The organism is Streptomyces sp. NPDC002018, assembly GCF_042890865.1.
Lineage (GTDB): Bacteria > Actinomycetota > Actinomycetes > Streptomycetales > Streptomycetaceae > Streptomyces.
Window position 1 is genome coordinate 200,624 of sequence record NZ_JBIASO010000002.1, and the last position, 17,276, is coordinate 217,899.

A 17,276-nucleotide genomic window follows, 5' to 3' on the forward strand; every position below is an offset into this window, starting at 1 on the left:
GCGCTACGGGGTGCTCCGGCTACGCGGGGTCAGGCCGCGGCCATGTCTCCGGCGGGCGCCGCGAGCGCCTTCCTGGCCGAGCGGCGCGCGGCGGCGAGCACCGGATCGAGCGCGGGCACGGCGGCGAGCAACTGCCGGGTGTACGGGTCGGAGGGCGATCCGTACACCTCCTCGACCGTCCCCTGTTCCACGATCCTGCCGTCCCGCATCACGGCGACCCGGTCACTGACCTGCCGTACCACGGCGAGGTCATGGGCGATGAAGACCAGCGCCAGACCCAGTTCCCGCTGGAGTTCCGCGAGCAGCTCGACCACCTGGGCCTGGGTCGTCACATCGAGGGCGGAGACGGGCTCGTCGCAGACGATCAGCCGGGGATCGGCCGCCAGTGCCCGCGCGATACCGATCCGCTGCCGCTGGCCCCCGCTGAACTCGTGCGGATACCGGTCGTACCGGTCGGCGTCGAGCCCCACCCGCTCCAGCAGCTCCCGCACGCGGGCGACGATCCGTCCGTCGTCCAGCTCCCCCGCCGCCCGCAGCGGATCGGCGACGGACTCGCCCACCGAACGGCGCGGATTGAGCGAGGCGACGGGGTCCTGGAAGATCATCTGCAACTCGCGGCGGTACGGCCGGATCTCCTTCTCGGACACCGCTCCGATCTCCGTACCCCGGTAGCGCAGTCCGCCGCCGGTCGGATCCAGCAGCCGTACGAGCATCCGCCCCAGGGTGGTCTTGCCGCTGCCGCTCTCCCCGACGATGCCGAGGGTCTCACCGGCTCCGACCGTGAGCGACACCCCGTCCACGGCGGTGACGGTCCGCCGTCCCCGCCGGAACTCCCGCCGCAGGTCGGTGGCTTCGAGCAGCACCTCGCCGGATACCTGGCCGGGTACCTCGCCGGGGCCCGCCGGGCGCCCGGAGACCCGCGTCAGGGGCGCGTCCACCCGGGGCACCGCGGACAGCAGCGTGCGCGTGTACGTCTGCCGCGGCGATCCGAGCACCTCGGCCACCGGGCCGCGCTCGACCTCCCTGCCGTACCGCATCACCAGCACCTCGTCCACGCTCTCCGCCGCGACCCCCACGTCATGGGTGACCAGCAGCAGCCCCATGCCCGTCTCACGGCGCAGCTCATGGAGGAGATCGAGGATCTGCGCCTGGACCGTCACATCCAGGGCCGTGGTCGGTTCGTCGGCGATCAGCAGACGCGGTTCACAGGCGAGCGCCATGGCGATGAGGGTGCGCTGGCGCATGCCGCCGCTGAACTCGTGCGGCCTGGCGTTGGCCCGGCGCGCCGCGTCCGGGATGCCCACCCGGTCGAGCACCTCGACGGCCCGTGCGCGGGCCGCCCGCCGCGAGGCGTCCGTATGGACGCGGTAGACCTCGGCGATCTGGTCGCCGACGGCGTAGTACGGGTCCAGGGACGACAGCGGGTCCTGGAAGACCATCGCGGCCACCGCGCCGCGCAGCGCGCGCAGTTCGCGGTCGGAGGCGGCGCCCACGTCCGTACCGCCCACGCGCACCGTGCCGCCGACGCGCGCGCCGGTCCCCCGGTGCAGCCCGAGCAGCGCGGCCGCGACCGTGCTCTTGCCGCTGCCGGACTCACCGACCAGGCCGATCGCCCGGCCCGCCGCCAGCGAGAAGGACAGTCCGTCGACGGCCCGTACGGTCTCCTCGCCCGACACGAAGTCGACGGTCAGGTCCTCGACCTCGATCAGGCTTCCCGTCCCCGTCCCCGCCCCCGCCCCCTGCCGATCCGGCTGATCCGGCCGATCCGGCCGATCGTCGGACCGGGCCGGCCGGTCACGCAGTTCGTCGCGCACATGCTCCGTCACAGGAGTGCCACCCTCCGGTCGGCGGCCGCGTACAGCAGGTCGGCCACCACATTCGCCAGTACGACGGCCGTGCCGGTCACCAGCACCACCCCCACCACCACGGGCAGATCGATCTCCCGTACTCCGTCGATCAGTGTCTTGCCGATCCCGGGAATGTTGAAGAGGGACTCGGTGAGTACCGCCCCGCCCATCACCGAGCCGAAGTCCAGCGCGCTGAGCGCGATGACCGGCGGTACGGCGCCGCGCAGCGCGTGCCGCCCGACGACCGCCCGCTCCCCGACGCCATAGGCGCGAAACGTGCGGATATGGTCCTCGGCCAGCGTCTCCAGCGTCGAACTGCGCGTCAGCCGCGCGTATTTGGCGCTCTCGAACAGCCCCAGCGTGAGCCAGGGCAGCAGCATGTTCCACGCCCACTGCTCGGGGTCGTCGGTCAGCGGCACGTAGGTCGGGAACGGCAGCCACTGCAAGTACGCGCAGACGAGCATCAGCAGCAGCAGACCGAGGATGAACACGGGCGTGCCCGTCCCGGCCAGGGTGAGCACCGTCAGCGCGCGCTCGGTGATCCCGCCGCGCCGCAGCGCGGACAGCAGCCCGGTGCCCACCCCGATGACCAGCCAGATCGTCATGGCCCCCAGGGCGAGCGAGAGCGTCGCGGGCACCCGGTCCACGATCAGCGAGGTGACCTGCTGGTCGGTCTGGTACGAGAAGCCCAGGCACGGCGCGTCGCAGTGCAGCAGGGCCGTGCCGGTGGAGTAGTCGCGTCCGACGAGGATGCCCTGGAGGAAGTGGGCGTACTGCGTGTACACCGGGTCGCCCAGGCCGAGCTGCTCGCGCACCTGCGCGACCTGCTGGGTGCTGCACCGCTCGCCGCAGGCGAGCCGGGCCGGGTCGCCGGGCGCGAGATAGAAGAGCCCGTAGATCACGACGGAGAGCACGAGCAGGACCAGCAGGGCGCCGCCCAGCCGTTTGAGCAGATAGCGCGTCATGAGGAGATGTCCTTGGGCGAGTCGGCGGCGGCGCGGGCCCGGCCCGGTCCGGGAACCGTGCCGGAGGCGGAACTCCCCCCGGCGAAGGCCCCACCGGTCGCGGATGTCCCGCCGGGGGTACGGGACGTTCGCCGCCCGACCCTCAGCCGCGCCGCCTCCCGGGGATCGAGGGCGGCCCTGATCGCGTCGCCCAGCACGGTGAAGGCGAGCACGGTCACGAACAGCAGCCCGGCCGGCAGCAGTACGTACATCGGATCGGCGCGGAACCAGGTCTGCGCGGTCGACAGCATCTGTCCCCACGACGGCGTCGGCGGTTTGACCCCGACACCCAGGAAGGACAGCGACGCCTCGATCACCATGTTCATGGGCAGCAGGATCGCCGCGTAGGTGATGACGGGCGCGGCGAGCGAGGGCAGCAGTTCGCGCCGGGCGACCCGCCAGCGGCCCGAGCCGGCGAGCCGGGCCGCGGCGACGAAGTCGAGCTGTTTCAGGGTGAGCGTCTGGGCCCGGACGATCCGGGACGTACCACCCCAGTTGAGCAGCCCGATCACCAGGATCAGCAGCAGCGGACGCGGGAAGTCGGTGGGCACGACGGCGGTCAGGGCGATGGCGAGCACCAGCATGGGCAGGGCGACCATCACATCGGTGAACCGGCTCAGGACGGTGTCGAGCAGCCGGTTGCCGAGCCCGGCGGCCAGGCCGACGGTGATCCCGATCAGCACCTGGACGACGGTGGCGCCCACCGCGACCAGCAGCGAGACCCGGGCGCCGTAGAGCAGCCGTACGAACAGATCCCGTCCGGTGCCCGGTTCGACGCCCAGCCAGTGGTCGCCGCTCACCCCGCCGAACGAGCCGACCGGCACCCCGCCGCGCGCCGAGTCCACCAGGGCGTCGTGGTACGTGTTGGCGTCCTGGCCCTCGACGGCGGCGAGCAGCGGCGCGGCGAGGGCCAGCACCACGAGCAGTCCGAGGACGCCCGCGGCGACGACGGCCGAGGGGCGTCCGCGCAGCCGCCGCCAGGCCTGACGGGCGTCCGAGGCGCCGGGGACCGCCACGGCGGCCCCCGTTCCCGCCCCGGACGCCGGCAGATCGGGAACCGTACTCACTTGACCGCGACCTGCGAGATGTCGAGGACACCGGTCCAGTCACTGATCACGACGTTCTTGACGTCCTTGCCGAAGAGGCGCTTGTAGACCGGGTGGAACAGCGGCACGTCGAGCGCCTGCTCACCGATCTTCTTGTCGAGCGCGCCCCACCGCTTGGCCGCCTCGGCCAGATCGGTCAGCTTGTTGATCTCGTCGATCTCCTTGTTGACCGCCGGGTCGTCGAGCAGCGCGTGGTTGAAGTTGGAGCCGTCCTTGACGATCTGCCGCCCGTCGAAGATCGGCGCCAGGAACGGACCGCCGGACGGCCAGTCCGCGCCCCACCGGGAGATGAAGAAGCCCGGGGACTTGGCGGCGCTCCAGCGCGCCTCGTTGAAGGCGTTGGGCTCCAGGCCGACCAGCTTGACCGTGATCCCGGCCTGCTTGAGCGACTCCTGGACGGCGGTGGCGACCTCGGGGCTGGTCTCCCGGTTCTGCGCGGTGGAGTGGGTGAGGGAGATGGTCAGTCCGTTGGGGTGACCGGCCTCCTTCAGCAGTTCCTTCGCCTTGGCCGGGTCACCGGTCTTCCCGGCCGGGAAGTGGTCGTACGGCGTGTAGCCGAAGGCCGCCTGGTCGGGCAGGAACGTGGTCGCGGGCTCGGCGAGCGCGGAGCCGCCGGCCGCGTTGATCACGCTGGTGCGGTTGATGGCGTACGAGATCGCCTGGCGCACCTTCGGGTTGTCGAACGGCTTCACCTTCGGGTTGAAGGCGAGGTAGTTCGTGTAGCCGAAGTGGCCGGTGCCGACGCGCGCCGCGAGCGCCTTGTCACTGCCGATCTGGGCGAGTTCGGCCGGACCGAGGTTGGTGTCGGTGGTGATGGCGGCGGCGTCCGCGCCCGAGCTGGTCGACAGCCGCTGGTTGATGACGGCGGCGTCGAGGCCCGACTGCACGTCGATGGTGTCCGGGTAGGCGTGCCGCTGGTCGTCGGTCGTCTCCGACCAGTTCGGGTTGCGCTCCAGGAGGAGGCGGCGGCCGTCGTCCTCGTTCCTGACGACCTTGTACGGGCCCGAGGAGACCGGGTGCTCCTCGTACTTGGCCCCCTTGTCCTTGGCCTTCGGAACCGGTGCGAACTGGGTCGCGGTGGCGAGGAAGGGGAAGTCGCCCTCGGGCTTCCTGAGCTTGAAGACGATGGTCTTGGCGTCGGGCGTCTCGATCGAGGCGAGGCCCTTCGGGTCCTTGTACGGGCCCTGGTAGTCGGCGCCGCCGACCAGCCAGTCACGCAGATAGGGCGCGCCGCCGGAGAGTTCGGCGGCGAAGGAGCGCTCGATGCCGTACTTGATGTCGGCGCTGGTGATCGGGGTGCCGTCCTCGAACTTCAGCCCGTCCTTGAGGGTGTACGTCCACTCCGTGGCGTCCGCGTTGGGACGCCCGGTGTCGGTGGCGAGGTCCGGGACGACCTTGGTGCCGGCCGCGCCGTTGGCGCGGTTGCGGGTGGTGAGGGTGCGGAAGACCAGCGACGGGACGTTGCCGCCGCCGGAGGTGTAGAGACGCGCCGGGTCGAAGTCGCTCTGCGGGTCGGAGTTCAGCACCGTGAGCTTGCCGCCCTTCTGCGGCTTGCCCTTGTCCGCGGCCCCGGCCTTGGCATCGTTGTCCTGGGGACCCGAGCAGGCGGCGGCACCCGCCGCCATGACAAGGGTGATGGCGGCCGCGGCCACGCGGCGGGACAGGACGGACGGTTGACGCATCGGAATGAAGCCTCTCGGTTGCTGCGGGGATAAGCCGGACGGAACGGGAACTATGGCGCGATATGCCAGATGTCCGTGCAGACGGCAGCGGTGGAGAGTGGTGAAGGTGAACCCGGTGGATGCCGCGCCTGCGTACGGACGGAGTACGCCCAGGCGCGGAGTGCTACGGCGGAGGGGGACGGCCGACACGCGCTCGGGCAGGGGTCAGCGACAGTGAATGTCGGCCACGCAGAGCGCGGTCACACCGATGAGCGCCAGCTCTATGGCGGCGCGACCGAGGGAGGCGGGGCGGTGGGGGGACATGCCGAGAAATATGGACGACCCCGCCCCCGATGTCAACGCGGTTTGAGACAGGCGTCTCAAGTATTGGGAAAGACCCACGGGTTGGGCCTGCACGTGATTCCCTCGATGTCCAGCGACTTCGTCTGCTGCTGCATCACGGGGGCGAGCGCTCCGGGAGTGCGGCAGCTCACGTGATTGTGCCCGAGCCGGTGGCCGACCTCGTGGTTGATCAGCATCTGGCGGTAGCCGACCATCGCCTTGGCGCCGAAGGTCTTGGCCCCCCGCGCCCAGCGGAAGGCGTTGATCATGACCCGGTCGGTCGAGGCCGAGTCGCAGGACACATTGTCGACGGTGGTGTCCAGACCGGACTTGGCGCACCAGACACCCGTGGTGCCGGGACTCGCGAGCGTGATCACGAAGTCGGGCCTGCCACTGGAGATCCGCTCGAAGGTCATGGCGCCGCCGTGCGCCCAGCTCCGGTCGTCGTTGAGGGTCTTCTGCACGGCCTCCGCGAAGAGCTGTCCGTCCAGGCCCAGTCCGTCCTCGATGTCCACGCGGTAGCGGAACTTCTGCCCCTTGCCGGGCGCGCGGTCCAGACCGGGCACGGCGGTGAACCGGCCGGAGGCCGTCAGCTCGGGGTCGAGCGGGAACTGACGGGTCATCAGCTCGGCGTACGTGGGAGGCGCCGCCGCGGGCGGCGGGGCCTGGCCCGGGGTGGCCCGGCCGTCCGAACGGGAGGCGAACTCGTCCTCGGTACGGTCGAGACCGTCGGCGGTCCGCGCGCCGGACGGCTCCGCGCCGCCGGTGACCTGTCCGGCCACGACGACGGCGAGCACCGTGGTCACCGCGGCGGCGGCGATACCGGTGAGGGCGCGTCCCTTGCCGCCCTTGGCGGGCTGGTCCGCCCCGGGGCCGCCCTCCGCACCGTCGCCGGTGCCGACGGCCGTGTCCGCACCCCCGTCACCGTCCCGGCCTCCGGTGGTGGCGGGGAACGGCGGGGGCGCGAGCGGCGCGCTCTCCCGCAGAACGGTACGGGCGCCGGGGGCGCCGGGGGCGTCGAAGGCGTCGGAGTCGAACGCGTCGATGAACTCGCGCCGGGGGCCGGGGATCAGCGGCGCTCCCGTCCCGGGGGCCGCCTTTCCTGGCGCCGCGGGAGGCGTGGCCCGCCCCGCCCCGACGGTCCCGGGCACACCGGCACCGGGCACCCCTGTCCCGGATGCCGTACGGCCGCGCGGGGCGGTCGCCGGCCGGCCCGCCGGACGCGGCGCGGCCGTGTCCTGCCAGTCGCCGTACCGCTGCCCGGAACCCCAGCCACCGCCGGGCTCCCGCTGCTCGGGATGGCCGCCGCGCACCTTCGGCACGCCGCGCGCGGGGGTGCCGTACAGGGGAGTGCCGTGGGCGGGGGTGCCGTACGCCGCGCCCGCGCGCTGCCCCTGACCCTGCCCCTGGTCCTCACCGGCTCCGGAGCGCCTGCGCCGGCCTCCGCCGGATCCTTCCGGCTCCGGATCCGGATCCGCTCCGGCCTCCGCGGGCGCGACAGCGGCCGGGCCCGGCGAGCCCTGGGATACGGGGCCCTTGCGGCTGTGTCGTCCCACGCCCCGGATCAGCTCCTGTCGGTGTTGTCAGCGTTGTTGTCGTTGTTGTCGTTGTTGGCGTTTCTGGCGTTGTCGGCGCTTCTGGCGTTGTTCGCTTTGTCGGCGCCGGCGATGAGTTCGCGGCAGGCCTGCGCGACCTCCCGCGGGTACTCCATCATGGCAACATGCCCGGCGTCAGGGAGCGTAAGGAGCCGTGAATCACGGAAAGCGAACGCCGCTTTCCGTGCCATACGGTACGAAACGAGCTGATCCCGTCCGCCGTAGACAAGCAGCGTCGGTGCCAGCACCCGCTCGGCCTGCCGCCACAGTGCGTGCTGACCGCCCAGGGTGTACGCGTTGACGATACCGCGTGCCGAACGGGCCATCGCGTCCCAGAAATACGGCAGTTGAAGCCTGCGCTCCATCTCCTGGACGGCGCCCCGCAGTTCGTCCTCGGTGACCACGGAAGGGTCGCCGTAACAGAGCCCCATCACCCCATGGGTGCGCTGCTCCGCCGTCCACCCCCGGGTCAGCCTGCCGAACAGCCCGGCCGCGCCGGGGACCGCGAGCAGCGCGGTGGGGACCGCGGTGCGCTGGACGCGGATCTCCGGCAGCGCCGGCGAGACCAGCGTCAGGGTGCGCACCAGATCGGGCCTGGCCGCCGCGACCCGGGTGGCGACCGCGCCGCCCAGCGAGTTGCCGAAGAGATGGACGGGGCCGCGCCCGCCCGCGTCCAGCAGCCGGATCACCGCGCGGGCGTGCCCGGTGACCGAGTAATTGCCGTCGTCCGGCGGCGGGGAGTCCCCGAACCCGGGCAGATCGACGGCCTCCCCGTCGACGAGGTCCGCCAGCAGCGGCATCAGCCCCGACCAGTTCAGCGAGGAGCCCCCGAGCCCGTGCACATAGAGCGCGGGCGGCGCTCCCGTACGGGTCGTGGGCCGTCCCCGTACGGTCAGGGTGAGTCCGGGCAGCGTGACGGAGCGGAGCGTCTCCCCCTCCGCGACCCGGACGGGACTCACCCTCGGAGCCACGGCGGCGGTAATGGATTCCGGCAGCTCGGTCGACGACATGCGGCAATGTTACGAGACGATCACGCACGCCATTATGTGTTCGGTATCACAGGCCGCATGGCGTCCGGAGACCTGGGCTTCTACGCTCGGGGGAAGGGGCGTGCGCCCCGGCACCCCTTCCGCGGACCGGCCGCTCCGGCTCTCCGCGGCGCTGAACGGCGAGAAGGAAGGGCACGGTATGCCGGTGGACCCCACGGACCCGGACACCTTCAGGGAACACGGCCACGACCACGACGACACAGACACAGCCACGGACACGGACACGGACGAGGACGTCGAACTCGGCGAGGAGACCCCCGAGGCCGACGCCGTGGAGCAGCACACCGAGGTGCGGCGCCGCGGTGACGAGCCGCTGACGGACATCGATCCGGCCACGGTGAGTGAGGCGGACGCCGTGGAACAGGCACGGGCGGTCGACCTGGACGAGGACGAGGACGGTTACCGCTGACCAGCGGCGGTGCGCCGCGGAGGGCCCCGTCCTTCTCCCGGCTACCGCGGGTGTCCCGGTCCGTGAAATTCTGCGTCCGCGCCGCGCACAGCCCCGTTACCCAAAAGTACGATGGCGGGGCGGCGCACAGCGCGCACACGGCACGATTTTTGGGAGGCGGCGTGACAGCCATAGAGCAGACCGAGGCGGCGCGCCCGCGAGGCACGCGCCTGCCGCGCCGCGCCCGACGCAATCAGCTTCTGGGTGCGGCACAGGAAGTCTTCGTCGCGCAGGGCTACCACGCCGCCGCGATGGACGACATCGCCGAACGGGCCGGTGTCAGCAAGCCCGTTCTGTATCAGCACTTCCCCGGAAAGCTGGAGCTGTATCTCGCCCTGCTCGACCAGCACTGCGAGGCTCTCCTCCAGGCGGTCCGCACGGCGCTCGCCTCGACCACCGACAACAAGTTGCGCGTCGAGGCGACGATGGACGCCTACTTCGCCTATGTCGAGGACGAGGGCGGCGCGTTCCGGCTCGTCTTCGAGTCCGACCTGACGAACGAACCCGCGGTGCGCGAGCGCGTCGACCGCGTCGCGCTCCAGTGCGCGGAGGCGATCTCCGATGTGATCGCCGAGGACACCGGGCTCTCCAAAGAAGAATCCATGCTGCTGGCCGTGGGGCTGGGCGGGGTCTCCCAGGTGGTGGCCCGCTACTGGCTCTCCAGCGAATCGGCCATCCCCCGCGACGAGGCGGTCAGGCTGCTGACCTCCCTGGCCTGGCGCGGTATCGCCGGCTTCCCGCTGCACGGCGGTGAACAGCACTGAGCGGCGCGTGTTCGCTGCGGGCGTTCACCACGGCGTCTTCCCCGTCCACTCCCCGGGCTAATGTGTGCTGCGTACAGCGCGGCTGACCGCGCAACGCACTGACCGTTCGGAGGGACATAGCCGTGGAGGTCAAGATCGGCGTGCAGCACGCGCCCCGGGAGATCGTTCTGGAGAGCGGGCAGTCCGCCGAGGAGGTCGAGCGCGCCGTGGCCGACGCGCTGGCCGGCAAGGCGCAGTTGCTCAGCCTGACGGACGACAAGGGGCGCAAGGTCCTCGTACCGGCCGAGCGGGTCGCGTACGTGGAGATCGGTGAGCCGACGACACGACGGGTCGGATTCGGCGCGCTCTAGGGCGTGTCCGGCCATCGGTGCCGGACACGGCCCGGGGCCGGTCGTACCGGCATCAGGAATGGCCCGGCGGGACTCCCGCCGGGCCATTCCCCGTACCGCCGCCCCTCGTACCGCACATACCGCTGCACCGCACATCCCGCCCGCACGCACCGCGATCTCCGTCACCATCGCCGCGGGCCCCGGATCGATCGTGTCCGGGAGATGCCGGGAGGGTTGCCTTCCAGCCACGCCGGGTAGTGACGTGCTGGGCCCAAAGGCCCGTACCGCGGTGGCGTCATGGTGTGGTGAGGTGATCGGCAGTGATCTGGGTAGCTCTGGGATCGGCCCTGCTCGGGCTCGGTCTCTCGGGGGCCGCGGCCCATCTGCTGTCGCACCGGCTGCCGGCGCACCGGACGGTGTTCCTCACCGGTCCGCTCGGCGCCCTCTTCGGCGCCTATCTCACGTATATGGCACTCGGACCCGGCCATGTGCTGGCGATGCTCGGCGGCGCGCTGCTGGTGGGGGCGGTGCTGCTGTCGCTGCTGGTCCGCCCCACGGGCCGCCGGCTGCGCCGGGCCATGCCGTCCTGACGCACGGCCCGGTGGTCACGGTGTCAGGCCGCCAGCCCCAGCGCGGCCATCCGCTTGGTGTGGGCCTCGGTGATCCGGGAGAACATCCGGCCGACCTCCGCGAGATCGAACCCGTCGGCCACCCCGCCGACCAGCATCGTGGAGAGCGCGTCACGCTCGGCCACCACCCGCTGCGCCTGCGACAGCGCCTCCCCCATCAGCCGCCGCGCCCAGAGCGCCAGCCGCCCGCCGACCCGGGGCTCCGCGTCGATCGCGGCGCGCACCTTCTCCACGGCGAAGTTGCCGTGCCCCGTGTCGTCCAGTACGGCCAGCACCAGCGAGCGGGTGTCGGTGTCGAGACGCGCGGCCACCTCGCGGTAGAAGTCGCTGGCGATCGAGTCCCCGACGTACGCCTTGACCAGACCCTCCAGCCAGTCCGACGGCGCGGTCTGGCGGTGGAACTCGTCGAGGGCCTTCGCGAACGGCTCCATCGCGCCGGTCGGCTCGGCGTCGATCGCCCGCAGCCGGTCACTCAACCGCTCGAAATGGTGGAACTCGGCGGCGGCCATCTTCGCCAGCGCGGCCTTGTCGGCCAGGGTGGGCGCCAGCTTGGCGTCCTCGGCGAGCCGCTCGAAGGCCGCCAGCTCGCCGTAGGCGAGTGCGCCGAGCAGATCCACGACCGCGGCGCGGTACTGCGGCTCTGTGGAGGCCGTGCCCCAGTCCTGGGCGGCGATCCCAGTGGGTGCCTCGGCTTCGGGTGCGGGTGCGGTGGCGTTGTCGGGCGTCTCCATGGACGGCACAATAGCCCGCTCTTCCCACCCGGGAAGGCCCTGGTCAGACACTGTCGTCACACCGTTCCGACGAATTCGCCCAACACACATGCGCGATTCCGGGGTACAGTGGTAATGAGCCCGCTGGCTTTCTGGCGGGCCCTCGCAGTGTTTGGCAGTGTTTGGCAGTGTTTTGCCCGAGGGTCTTTTCCTCGGACAGGCCCCATGAGGATGCCCGGTCGGTGGCCCGATCGGCTCCGACCCGACCGCCCTCCACGCGAATCGTACGCACAGCAGCGTACGACCGCAGATGAGGGGCCCCCTCAGCGGCACGAGCGCTCGAGCGACGGCAGTGGTCCCGCGCCATCCGGCCAACCCACGGCCGGCCGAGTACCCAGGTGCGGTACGACCCCCAGCGTTCGCCTCTCGCCGCGTCTCACAGAAGAGGCAGCACCCTGACTACGACTTTCCGAGAACTCGGAATCCTCCCCGAGACGGCCGAGGCGCTTGAAGCCGTCGGCATTCTGTCTCCGTTCCCCATCCAAGAGATGACGCTCCCGGTCGCGCTTTCCGGCAAGGACGTCATCGGACAGGCCAAGACCGGCACGGGCAAGACGCTCGGCTTCGGTCTGCCGCTCCTGGAGCGCGTCACGGTCCCCGCGGACGTCGAGTCCGGCCGGGCCGTGCCGGAGAAGCTCACCAACGCCCCGCAGGCGCTCGTCGTCGTCCCCACCCGCGAGCTGTGCACCCAGGTCACCAACGACCTGCTCACGGCCGGCAAGGTGCGGAACGTCCGCGTACTGGCGATCTACGGCGGCCGGGCCTACGAGCCCCAGGTCGAGGCCCTCAAGAAGGGCGTCGATGTGATTGTCGGCACCCCGGGCCGGCTGCTCGACCTGGCGGGCCAGAAGAAGCTCGACCTCTCGCATGTCCGCGCGCTCGTCCTGGACGAGGCCGACGAGATGCTCGACCTGGGCTTCCTGCCCGACGTCGAGAAGATCATCCAGCTTCTGCCGCCCAAGCGGCAGACCATGCTGTTCTCCGCGACCATGCCGGGCGCGGTCATCGGCCTCGCCCGCCGGTACATGTCGCAGCCCACGCACATCAGCGCCACCTCGCCGGACGACGCGGGCGCGACCGTCGCCAACACCACCCAGCGTGTCTACCGCGCCCACTCCATGGACAAGCCGGAGCTGGTCGCGCGCATCCTCCAGGCCGAGGGCCGCGGACTCGCGATGATCTTCTGCCGTACGAAGCGCACGGCCGCCGACATCGCCGACCAGCTCGCCCAGCGCGGCTTCGCCTCCGGCGCGGTCCACGGCGACCTGGGCCAGGGCGCCCGGGAACAGGCGCTGCGCGCGTTCCGCAACGGCAAGGTGGACGTGCTCGTCTGCACCGATGTCGCCGCGCGCGGTATCGACGTCGAGGGTGTGACGCATGTCATCAACTACCAGTCGCCCGAGGAGGAGAAGACCTACCTCCACCGCATCGGCCGCACCGGCCGGGCGGGCGCGTCCGGCACCGCCGTCACGCTGGTCGACTGGGACGACATCCCGCGCTGGCAGCTCATCAACAAGGCGCTCGACCTCGGCTTCCCGGACCCGCCGGAGACCTACTCCACGTCCCCGCATCTGTTCGAGGAGCTGAACATCCCCGCGGGGACCAAGGGCGTCCTCCCGCGGGCCGAGCGCACCCGCGCCGGTCTCTCGGCCGAGCAGGTCGAGGATCTGGGCGAGACGGGCGGCCGGGGCCGCAAGTCCGCCGCCACGGCGGTTCGGGAGGAGCGCCCGGCCCGTACGCGGACCCCGCGCCAGCGCCGCCGCACCCGTGGCGGGACCGCCCTGGACGGGACCGCACTGGACGGGACGGCACTGGACGGGACCGCACTGGACGGAACAGCGCTGGACGGGACGGCCGAGCCGCAGTTCCAGACGGCGGTTCCGGCCGATGTGCCGGCGAGCGCGGAGCAGCCGGCCGAGCCGCGCACCCCGCGCCGTCGTCGGCGTACCCGTGGCGGTGCCGTGGCGGCCCCCGGGGCCGAGGCTCCGGTCCTGACCGACCCTGTTGACATCGCCACCGCCACCGCCACCGACACCGGTACCGGCACCGGCACCGTGGACACCGCCGCCGCGGTGGCCGAGCCGGTGGCGCCCGAGACGGAGACCGAGGCGGCGGCCAAGCCGCGCCGGCGCCGTACCCGGGCCGCGAAGCCCTCGGCCGACGCCGCCATAGCGGTCGAGACGGCCGTGGCGGCCGTGGCCGTGGACACCGTCGAGGCTCCTGTCGCCGAGACCAAGCCGCGCAGACGGACGCGGGTCGCCAAGCCCGTGGCCGGGACGGCGGCCGTGGCGGAGACGGTGGCGGTGGCCGACCCGGCCGAGGCCCCCGTCGCGGAGACCAAGCCCCGTCGGCGTACCCGCGTCGCCAAGCCCGTCGCCGAGGCGGCGGACACGGCGGAGACGGCCGCCGGGACACCGGAGGGGGAGGCGGTGCCCAAGCCGCGCCGCCGCCGTACGCGTACGACCGTGGCCAAGACCGAGAGCTGAGCCGGCCTTCGCCGGCCGGTACCGGCCCACGGATATCGCCGATGGCCCGACACCCCCAGGGATGCCGGGCCATCGGCGTGTCCGCTCCCGTACGGCGTGTCCGCTCCCGTACGGCGCGCGGGCGGGGGCCGGTGGGCAGGCCGCCGGAGCGGTGCAGGCGGGCGGGCGCCGGAGCGGCGGGGTCACCAGCGCCGCTCCACCGCCCCGCCGCTAGCCTCGTCGCATGAGTCGGCCGTCCAGCTTCACCCCGCCCTCCTGCGCCCGCGCCCGTACCCTGTCGACCCGTCGCGGCCGGTTCGCCGTGCTCGACGGCGGGCCCACGGGGACGCCCCGGGGGACCGTGCTCCTGCTGCCCGGGTACACCGGCAGCAAGGAGGACTTCATCTCGCTGCTCGAACCCTTCGCCGAGGCCGGGTACCGCGCGCTCGCGGTGGACGGCCGAGGACAGTACGAGACCGAGGGACCGGACACCCCGGAGGCCTACGCCCAGGGTGAGCTGGCCGCCGATGTGCTCGCGCAGGCGGAGGCGATCGGCACCCCGGTCCATCTGCTCGGGCACTCGCTGGGCGGCCAGATCGCCCGCGCCGCCGTACTGCTCGACCGCGGGCCGTTCCTCTCCCTGACCCTGATGTCCTCGGGACCCGCGCGGGTCGCCCCGGCCCAGCGGGAGCGGGTGAGGATGCTCAGCGACGCGCTCGCCACCTGGACCATGGAGCAGGTCTGGGAGGTCATGCGCACGATGGAGACGCCCGAGGAGACCCCCGTCGACGGCGCCGATCTGCGCAGACGCTGGCTGCGGACGCGTCCGGCGCAGCTCATCACCACCGGCAGGCAGCTCTCCGTGGAGCCGGACCGGGTGGACGAGCTGGCCGCCGTGCAGCCGCTGCCCAAACATGTGCTCTCCGGCGAGCGCGACGACACCTGGCCGATTCCGCTGCTCGACGCGATGGCGGAGCGGCTCAAGGCCCACCGGAGCGTCATCGAGGGCGCCCAGCACTCGCCCAACACCGACCGGCCGCTGGAGACCGCCGCCGCGCTGACGGGCTTCTGGGACGGCCACTGCTGAGAGCGCCGCCGGGCGGACCGGCGGCCGGTGGGACCGCCGTCCCGTGACCGCCCGCTCCGTGGACGCCCGCTCCGTGCCCCGTTCGGTACCGCGACCGGAGTCGGCACTGCGACCGGAGTCGGCACTGCGATCGGAGTCAGTACCGCGACCGGAGTCAGTACTGCGACTGGAGGTGCTGCCAGAAGCCGTCGCGCAGCGACCGGCGCAGTATGGCGTGGCCCCGCAGGGACCGCTGGAGCAGCCGCTCCGCCTCGATCAGCAGATCCTGGTCCACCGGGCCCGGCAGATACGGATGGCCCGGCAGCAGCTCGCCCATCGCCTCCCGGCCGCGCTCCGCCAGCCAGGTCGCGGCGATCTGCGCGCCGATGAAGCGCACCTGGTCCCGGGAGGGCGGCGGCTCGCCCTCGTGCTCGTACGTCGTGACCGGGCGCCGGGTGACATACGGCTTGCAGAACTCCAGGTCGAAGGTGCGCTGGCTGTCGACCTCCCACAGCAGCGGCTCGGCCTGGTTGCGGCCTTCGCCGGCCTCTATGCCCCAGAGATGGACGCGTGCGCCGTAGCCCTGCGCTGCCTCCACCGCGGACACCAGGTCCTCGTCCCCGCCGACCAGGGCCGCGTCACTGATCGCACGGTGCCGGGCGAGCGATTCGAGATCCGTGCGGATCAGGGAGTCGACGCCCTTCTGCTGGTTGTTGGCGTTGAGGTTGCCGAGTCTGACCTTGACGTCCGGCAGCTCCGCGATGGACTGCTGCTCGGGGGTGTGGATCCGCCGTCTGGCGCCGTCGTACCAGTAGACGCGGAGCAGTCGGCTGTCCGCGAAGATGATCCGGGCCTTGTCGATGAAGGCCTCGATCAGTCCCTCGGCGTCGAGATCGAAGGCACGCCGGTCTTCGGTGCCCGCCACAAGCAACCCGGCCGCAGCATAGACGTAACCGGCGTCCACGAAGATGGCATGTGTGGACGGTGTCTTGGCGACCTCGGCGAGCATGCGCTGGAGCAGCTCGTTGGTCCGCTCCAGCCGGGCGGTGACCTCGGTGATCTCTGGGTTGATCTCTGCCTCGTTCATACGCGTTTCATTCTCTGTGGACGACACCGTACCCGCCAGTAGTCAGCCTCCCAGAGAATTTCCTTAGCCAAGGGAATATTTGCAGAGGGCAACCCGTTGAAGCTACACGTAACACCATTCACATAAAGACGAAGGACGTCCCGTCACCCACAGTTCTCCAGCCGGAGGATCAGACGAAGGGAGAAGCCATGCGCTTCGAAATCATGCGACTCGACGACGTCGACGGCACCGCCGTGGACAGCACCGTCGTGGACGCCGCCTCCGTCAACCGCATCGTGCAGCAGGCAGCCGCGATGGGCCAGCGGATCTATATCCGTCCGGCCGAAGCCCCGGCCTCATAACGCACTCCACATCACATCGCAGACGAAGCGCCCCCTACGGATCACCCGTACGGGGGCGCTGCCTGTGTCCGGGGACCGGTCAGCCGCCCCGCACGACCTGGGTCACGCCGTTGATGATCTGCTGCACGGCGATCGCCGAGAGCATCATCCCGGCCAGCCGGGTCACCAGCACCACACCCCCGTCCCTGATCAGCCGGATGATCACCAGCGAGTAGCGCATCGTCAGCCACAGCACGACATGCATGGCGAGGATCGCGGCCCAGACCGAGAGCTGCGCCGTGACCCCGTCGGAGTGCTGCACGGCGAGGATGACGGACACGATCGCGCCGGGCCCCGCCAGCAGCGGCATGCCCAGCGGTACGAGCGCCACATTGACGTCCTTGGTCTGCTTCGGCTCATCGTTCTTGCCGGTCAGCAGATCGAGCGCGATGAGCAGCAGGAGCAGACCGCCGGCGATCATCAGCGCCGGTACGGAGACATGGAGATAGTCCAGGATCTGCTGGCCGAGAATCCCGAAAACGGTGATCACGCCGAAGGCGACGGCGACCGCCTGCCAGGCCATCGCGCGCTGGATCTTGACGGGGCGGCCCGAGGTGAGGGCGAGGAAGATCGGTGTGATCCCCGGCGGGTCCATGATCACGAAGAGGGTCAGAAAGAGCGATCCGAAAACAGCGAAATCGAACACGGTGATGCCTTGCGTGATGAGGGGGCGGAGCGGAGGAGAGCGCGGCGCACGGCAGGGTGACGGCACGGCAGGACGGGACAGGACGGGA

General features: G+C 71.5%; 17 protein-coding genes. 7 read left to right on the top strand and 10 right to left on the bottom strand.

Annotated elements, in window-relative coordinates:
• Positions 1-29: 29 nt before the first annotated feature.
• The 7 genes from ACFYYH_RS04360 to ACFYYH_RS04390 form a co-directional block, all read right to left on the bottom strand.
• The gene (locus tag ACFYYH_RS04360) at positions 30-1,706 is read right to left on the bottom strand and encodes a dipeptide ABC transporter ATP-binding protein (RefSeq protein ID WP_388546330.1); all 1,677 of its coding nucleotides are present in this window, start codon (positions 1,704-1,706) and stop codon (positions 30-32) included.
• A 116-nt stretch (positions 1,707-1,822) separates the two neighbouring features.
• Complete coding sequence (locus ACFYYH_RS04365; RefSeq protein ID WP_388545721.1) at positions 1,823-2,812, bottom strand: ABC transporter permease; 990 nt, start codon at positions 2,810-2,812, stop codon at positions 1,823-1,825.
• The gene (locus ACFYYH_RS04370) at positions 2,809-3,918 is read right to left on the bottom strand and encodes an ABC transporter permease (protein ID WP_388545723.1); all 1,110 of its coding nucleotides are present in this window, start codon (positions 3,916-3,918) and stop codon (positions 2,809-2,811) included. Before ACFYYH_RS04370 ends, ACFYYH_RS04365 begins: the two co-directional genes overlap by 4 nt.
• Positions 3,915-5,639 (bottom strand): ABC transporter substrate-binding protein, encoded by a 1,725-nt coding sequence (locus ACFYYH_RS04375; protein ID WP_388545725.1) that lies wholly within the window; start codon positions 5,637-5,639, stop codon positions 3,915-3,917. Before ACFYYH_RS04375 ends, ACFYYH_RS04370 begins: the two co-directional genes overlap by 4 nt.
• Before the next feature lie 204 nt (positions 5,640-5,843).
• The gene (locus ACFYYH_RS04380; RefSeq protein WP_388545727.1) at positions 5,844-5,942 is read right to left on the bottom strand and encodes an Ms4533A family Cys-rich leader peptide; all 99 of its coding nucleotides are present in this window, start codon (positions 5,940-5,942) and stop codon (positions 5,844-5,846) included.
• A gap of 56 nt (positions 5,943-5,998) precedes the next feature.
• Positions 5,999-7,516, bottom strand: coding sequence for a DUF3152 domain-containing protein (locus ACFYYH_RS04385; RefSeq protein WP_388545729.1), 1,518 nt, complete (start codon positions 7,514-7,516; stop codon positions 5,999-6,001).
• 8 nt (positions 7,517-7,524) lie between these two features.
• Positions 7,525-8,565, bottom strand: a complete 1,041-nt coding sequence (locus ACFYYH_RS04390; protein WP_388545732.1) for an alpha/beta fold hydrolase — start codon at positions 8,563-8,565, stop codon at positions 7,525-7,527.
• Positions 8,566-8,665: 100 nt separating this feature from the next.
• On the opposite strand from ACFYYH_RS04390, the gene ACFYYH_RS04395 reads away from it, so the two are divergent.
• The 4 genes from ACFYYH_RS04395 (at position 8,666) to ACFYYH_RS04410 (ending at position 10,735) form a co-directional block, all read left to right on the top strand.
• The gene (locus tag ACFYYH_RS04395) at positions 8,666-9,013 is read left to right on the top strand and encodes a hypothetical protein (protein ID WP_388545734.1); all 348 of its coding nucleotides are present in this window, start codon (positions 8,666-8,668) and stop codon (positions 9,011-9,013) included.
• 161 nt (positions 9,014-9,174) lie between these two features.
• Positions 9,175-9,816: a TetR/AcrR family transcriptional regulator gene (locus ACFYYH_RS04400; protein WP_388545737.1), complete on the top strand. Its 642-nt coding sequence runs from the start codon at positions 9,175-9,177 to the stop codon at positions 9,814-9,816.
• Between the two features lie 122 nt (positions 9,817-9,938).
• The gene (locus tag ACFYYH_RS04405; protein WP_046500385.1) at positions 9,939-10,166 is read left to right on the top strand and encodes a DUF3107 domain-containing protein; all 228 of its coding nucleotides are present in this window, start codon (positions 9,939-9,941) and stop codon (positions 10,164-10,166) included.
• Between the two features lie 299 nt (positions 10,167-10,465).
• On the top strand, positions 10,466-10,735 hold the full coding sequence (locus tag ACFYYH_RS04410) for a hypothetical protein (protein WP_388545738.1): 270 nt from the start codon (positions 10,466-10,468) through the stop codon (positions 10,733-10,735).
• A 23-nt stretch (positions 10,736-10,758) separates the two neighbouring features.
• Here the strand turns inward: ACFYYH_RS04410 and ACFYYH_RS04415 are convergent, their stop codons facing one another.
• The gene (locus ACFYYH_RS04415) at positions 10,759-11,505 is read right to left on the bottom strand and encodes a ferritin-like fold-containing protein (RefSeq protein ID WP_388545740.1); all 747 of its coding nucleotides are present in this window, start codon (positions 11,503-11,505) and stop codon (positions 10,759-10,761) included.
• 527 nt (positions 11,506-12,032) lie between these two features.
• Here ACFYYH_RS04415 and ACFYYH_RS04420 point away from each other — a divergent pair.
• A complete protein-coding gene (locus ACFYYH_RS04420) occupies positions 12,033-14,030 on the top strand; it encodes a DEAD/DEAH box helicase (protein ID WP_388545743.1) in 1,998 nt (665 codons plus the stop codon).
• A gap of 223 nt (positions 14,031-14,253) precedes the next feature.
• Positions 14,254-15,096 (top strand): alpha/beta fold hydrolase, encoded by an 843-nt coding sequence (locus tag ACFYYH_RS04425; protein WP_388545745.1) that lies wholly within the window; start codon positions 14,254-14,256, stop codon positions 15,094-15,096.
• A 154-nt stretch (positions 15,097-15,250) separates the two neighbouring features.
• Here ACFYYH_RS04425 and ACFYYH_RS04430 read toward each other — a convergent pair whose 3' ends face one another.
• On the bottom strand, positions 15,251-16,162 hold the full coding sequence (locus ACFYYH_RS04430) for an NYN domain-containing protein (protein WP_388545747.1): 912 nt from the start codon (positions 16,160-16,162) through the stop codon (positions 15,251-15,253).
• A gap of 188 nt (positions 16,163-16,350) precedes the next feature.
• Here ACFYYH_RS04430 and ACFYYH_RS04435 point away from each other — a divergent pair, with 188 nt between their 5' ends.
• Complete coding sequence (locus ACFYYH_RS04435) at positions 16,351-16,503, top strand: hypothetical protein (protein WP_388545750.1); 153 nt, start codon at positions 16,351-16,353, stop codon at positions 16,501-16,503.
• Positions 16,504-16,582: 79 nt separating this feature from the next.
• On the opposite strand, the gene ACFYYH_RS04440 is transcribed toward ACFYYH_RS04435, so the two are convergent.
• Positions 16,583-17,188 (bottom strand): MarC family protein, encoded by a 606-nt coding sequence (locus ACFYYH_RS04440; RefSeq protein ID WP_388545753.1) that lies wholly within the window; start codon positions 17,186-17,188, stop codon positions 16,583-16,585.
• Positions 17,189-17,276 lie beyond the last annotated feature (88 nt).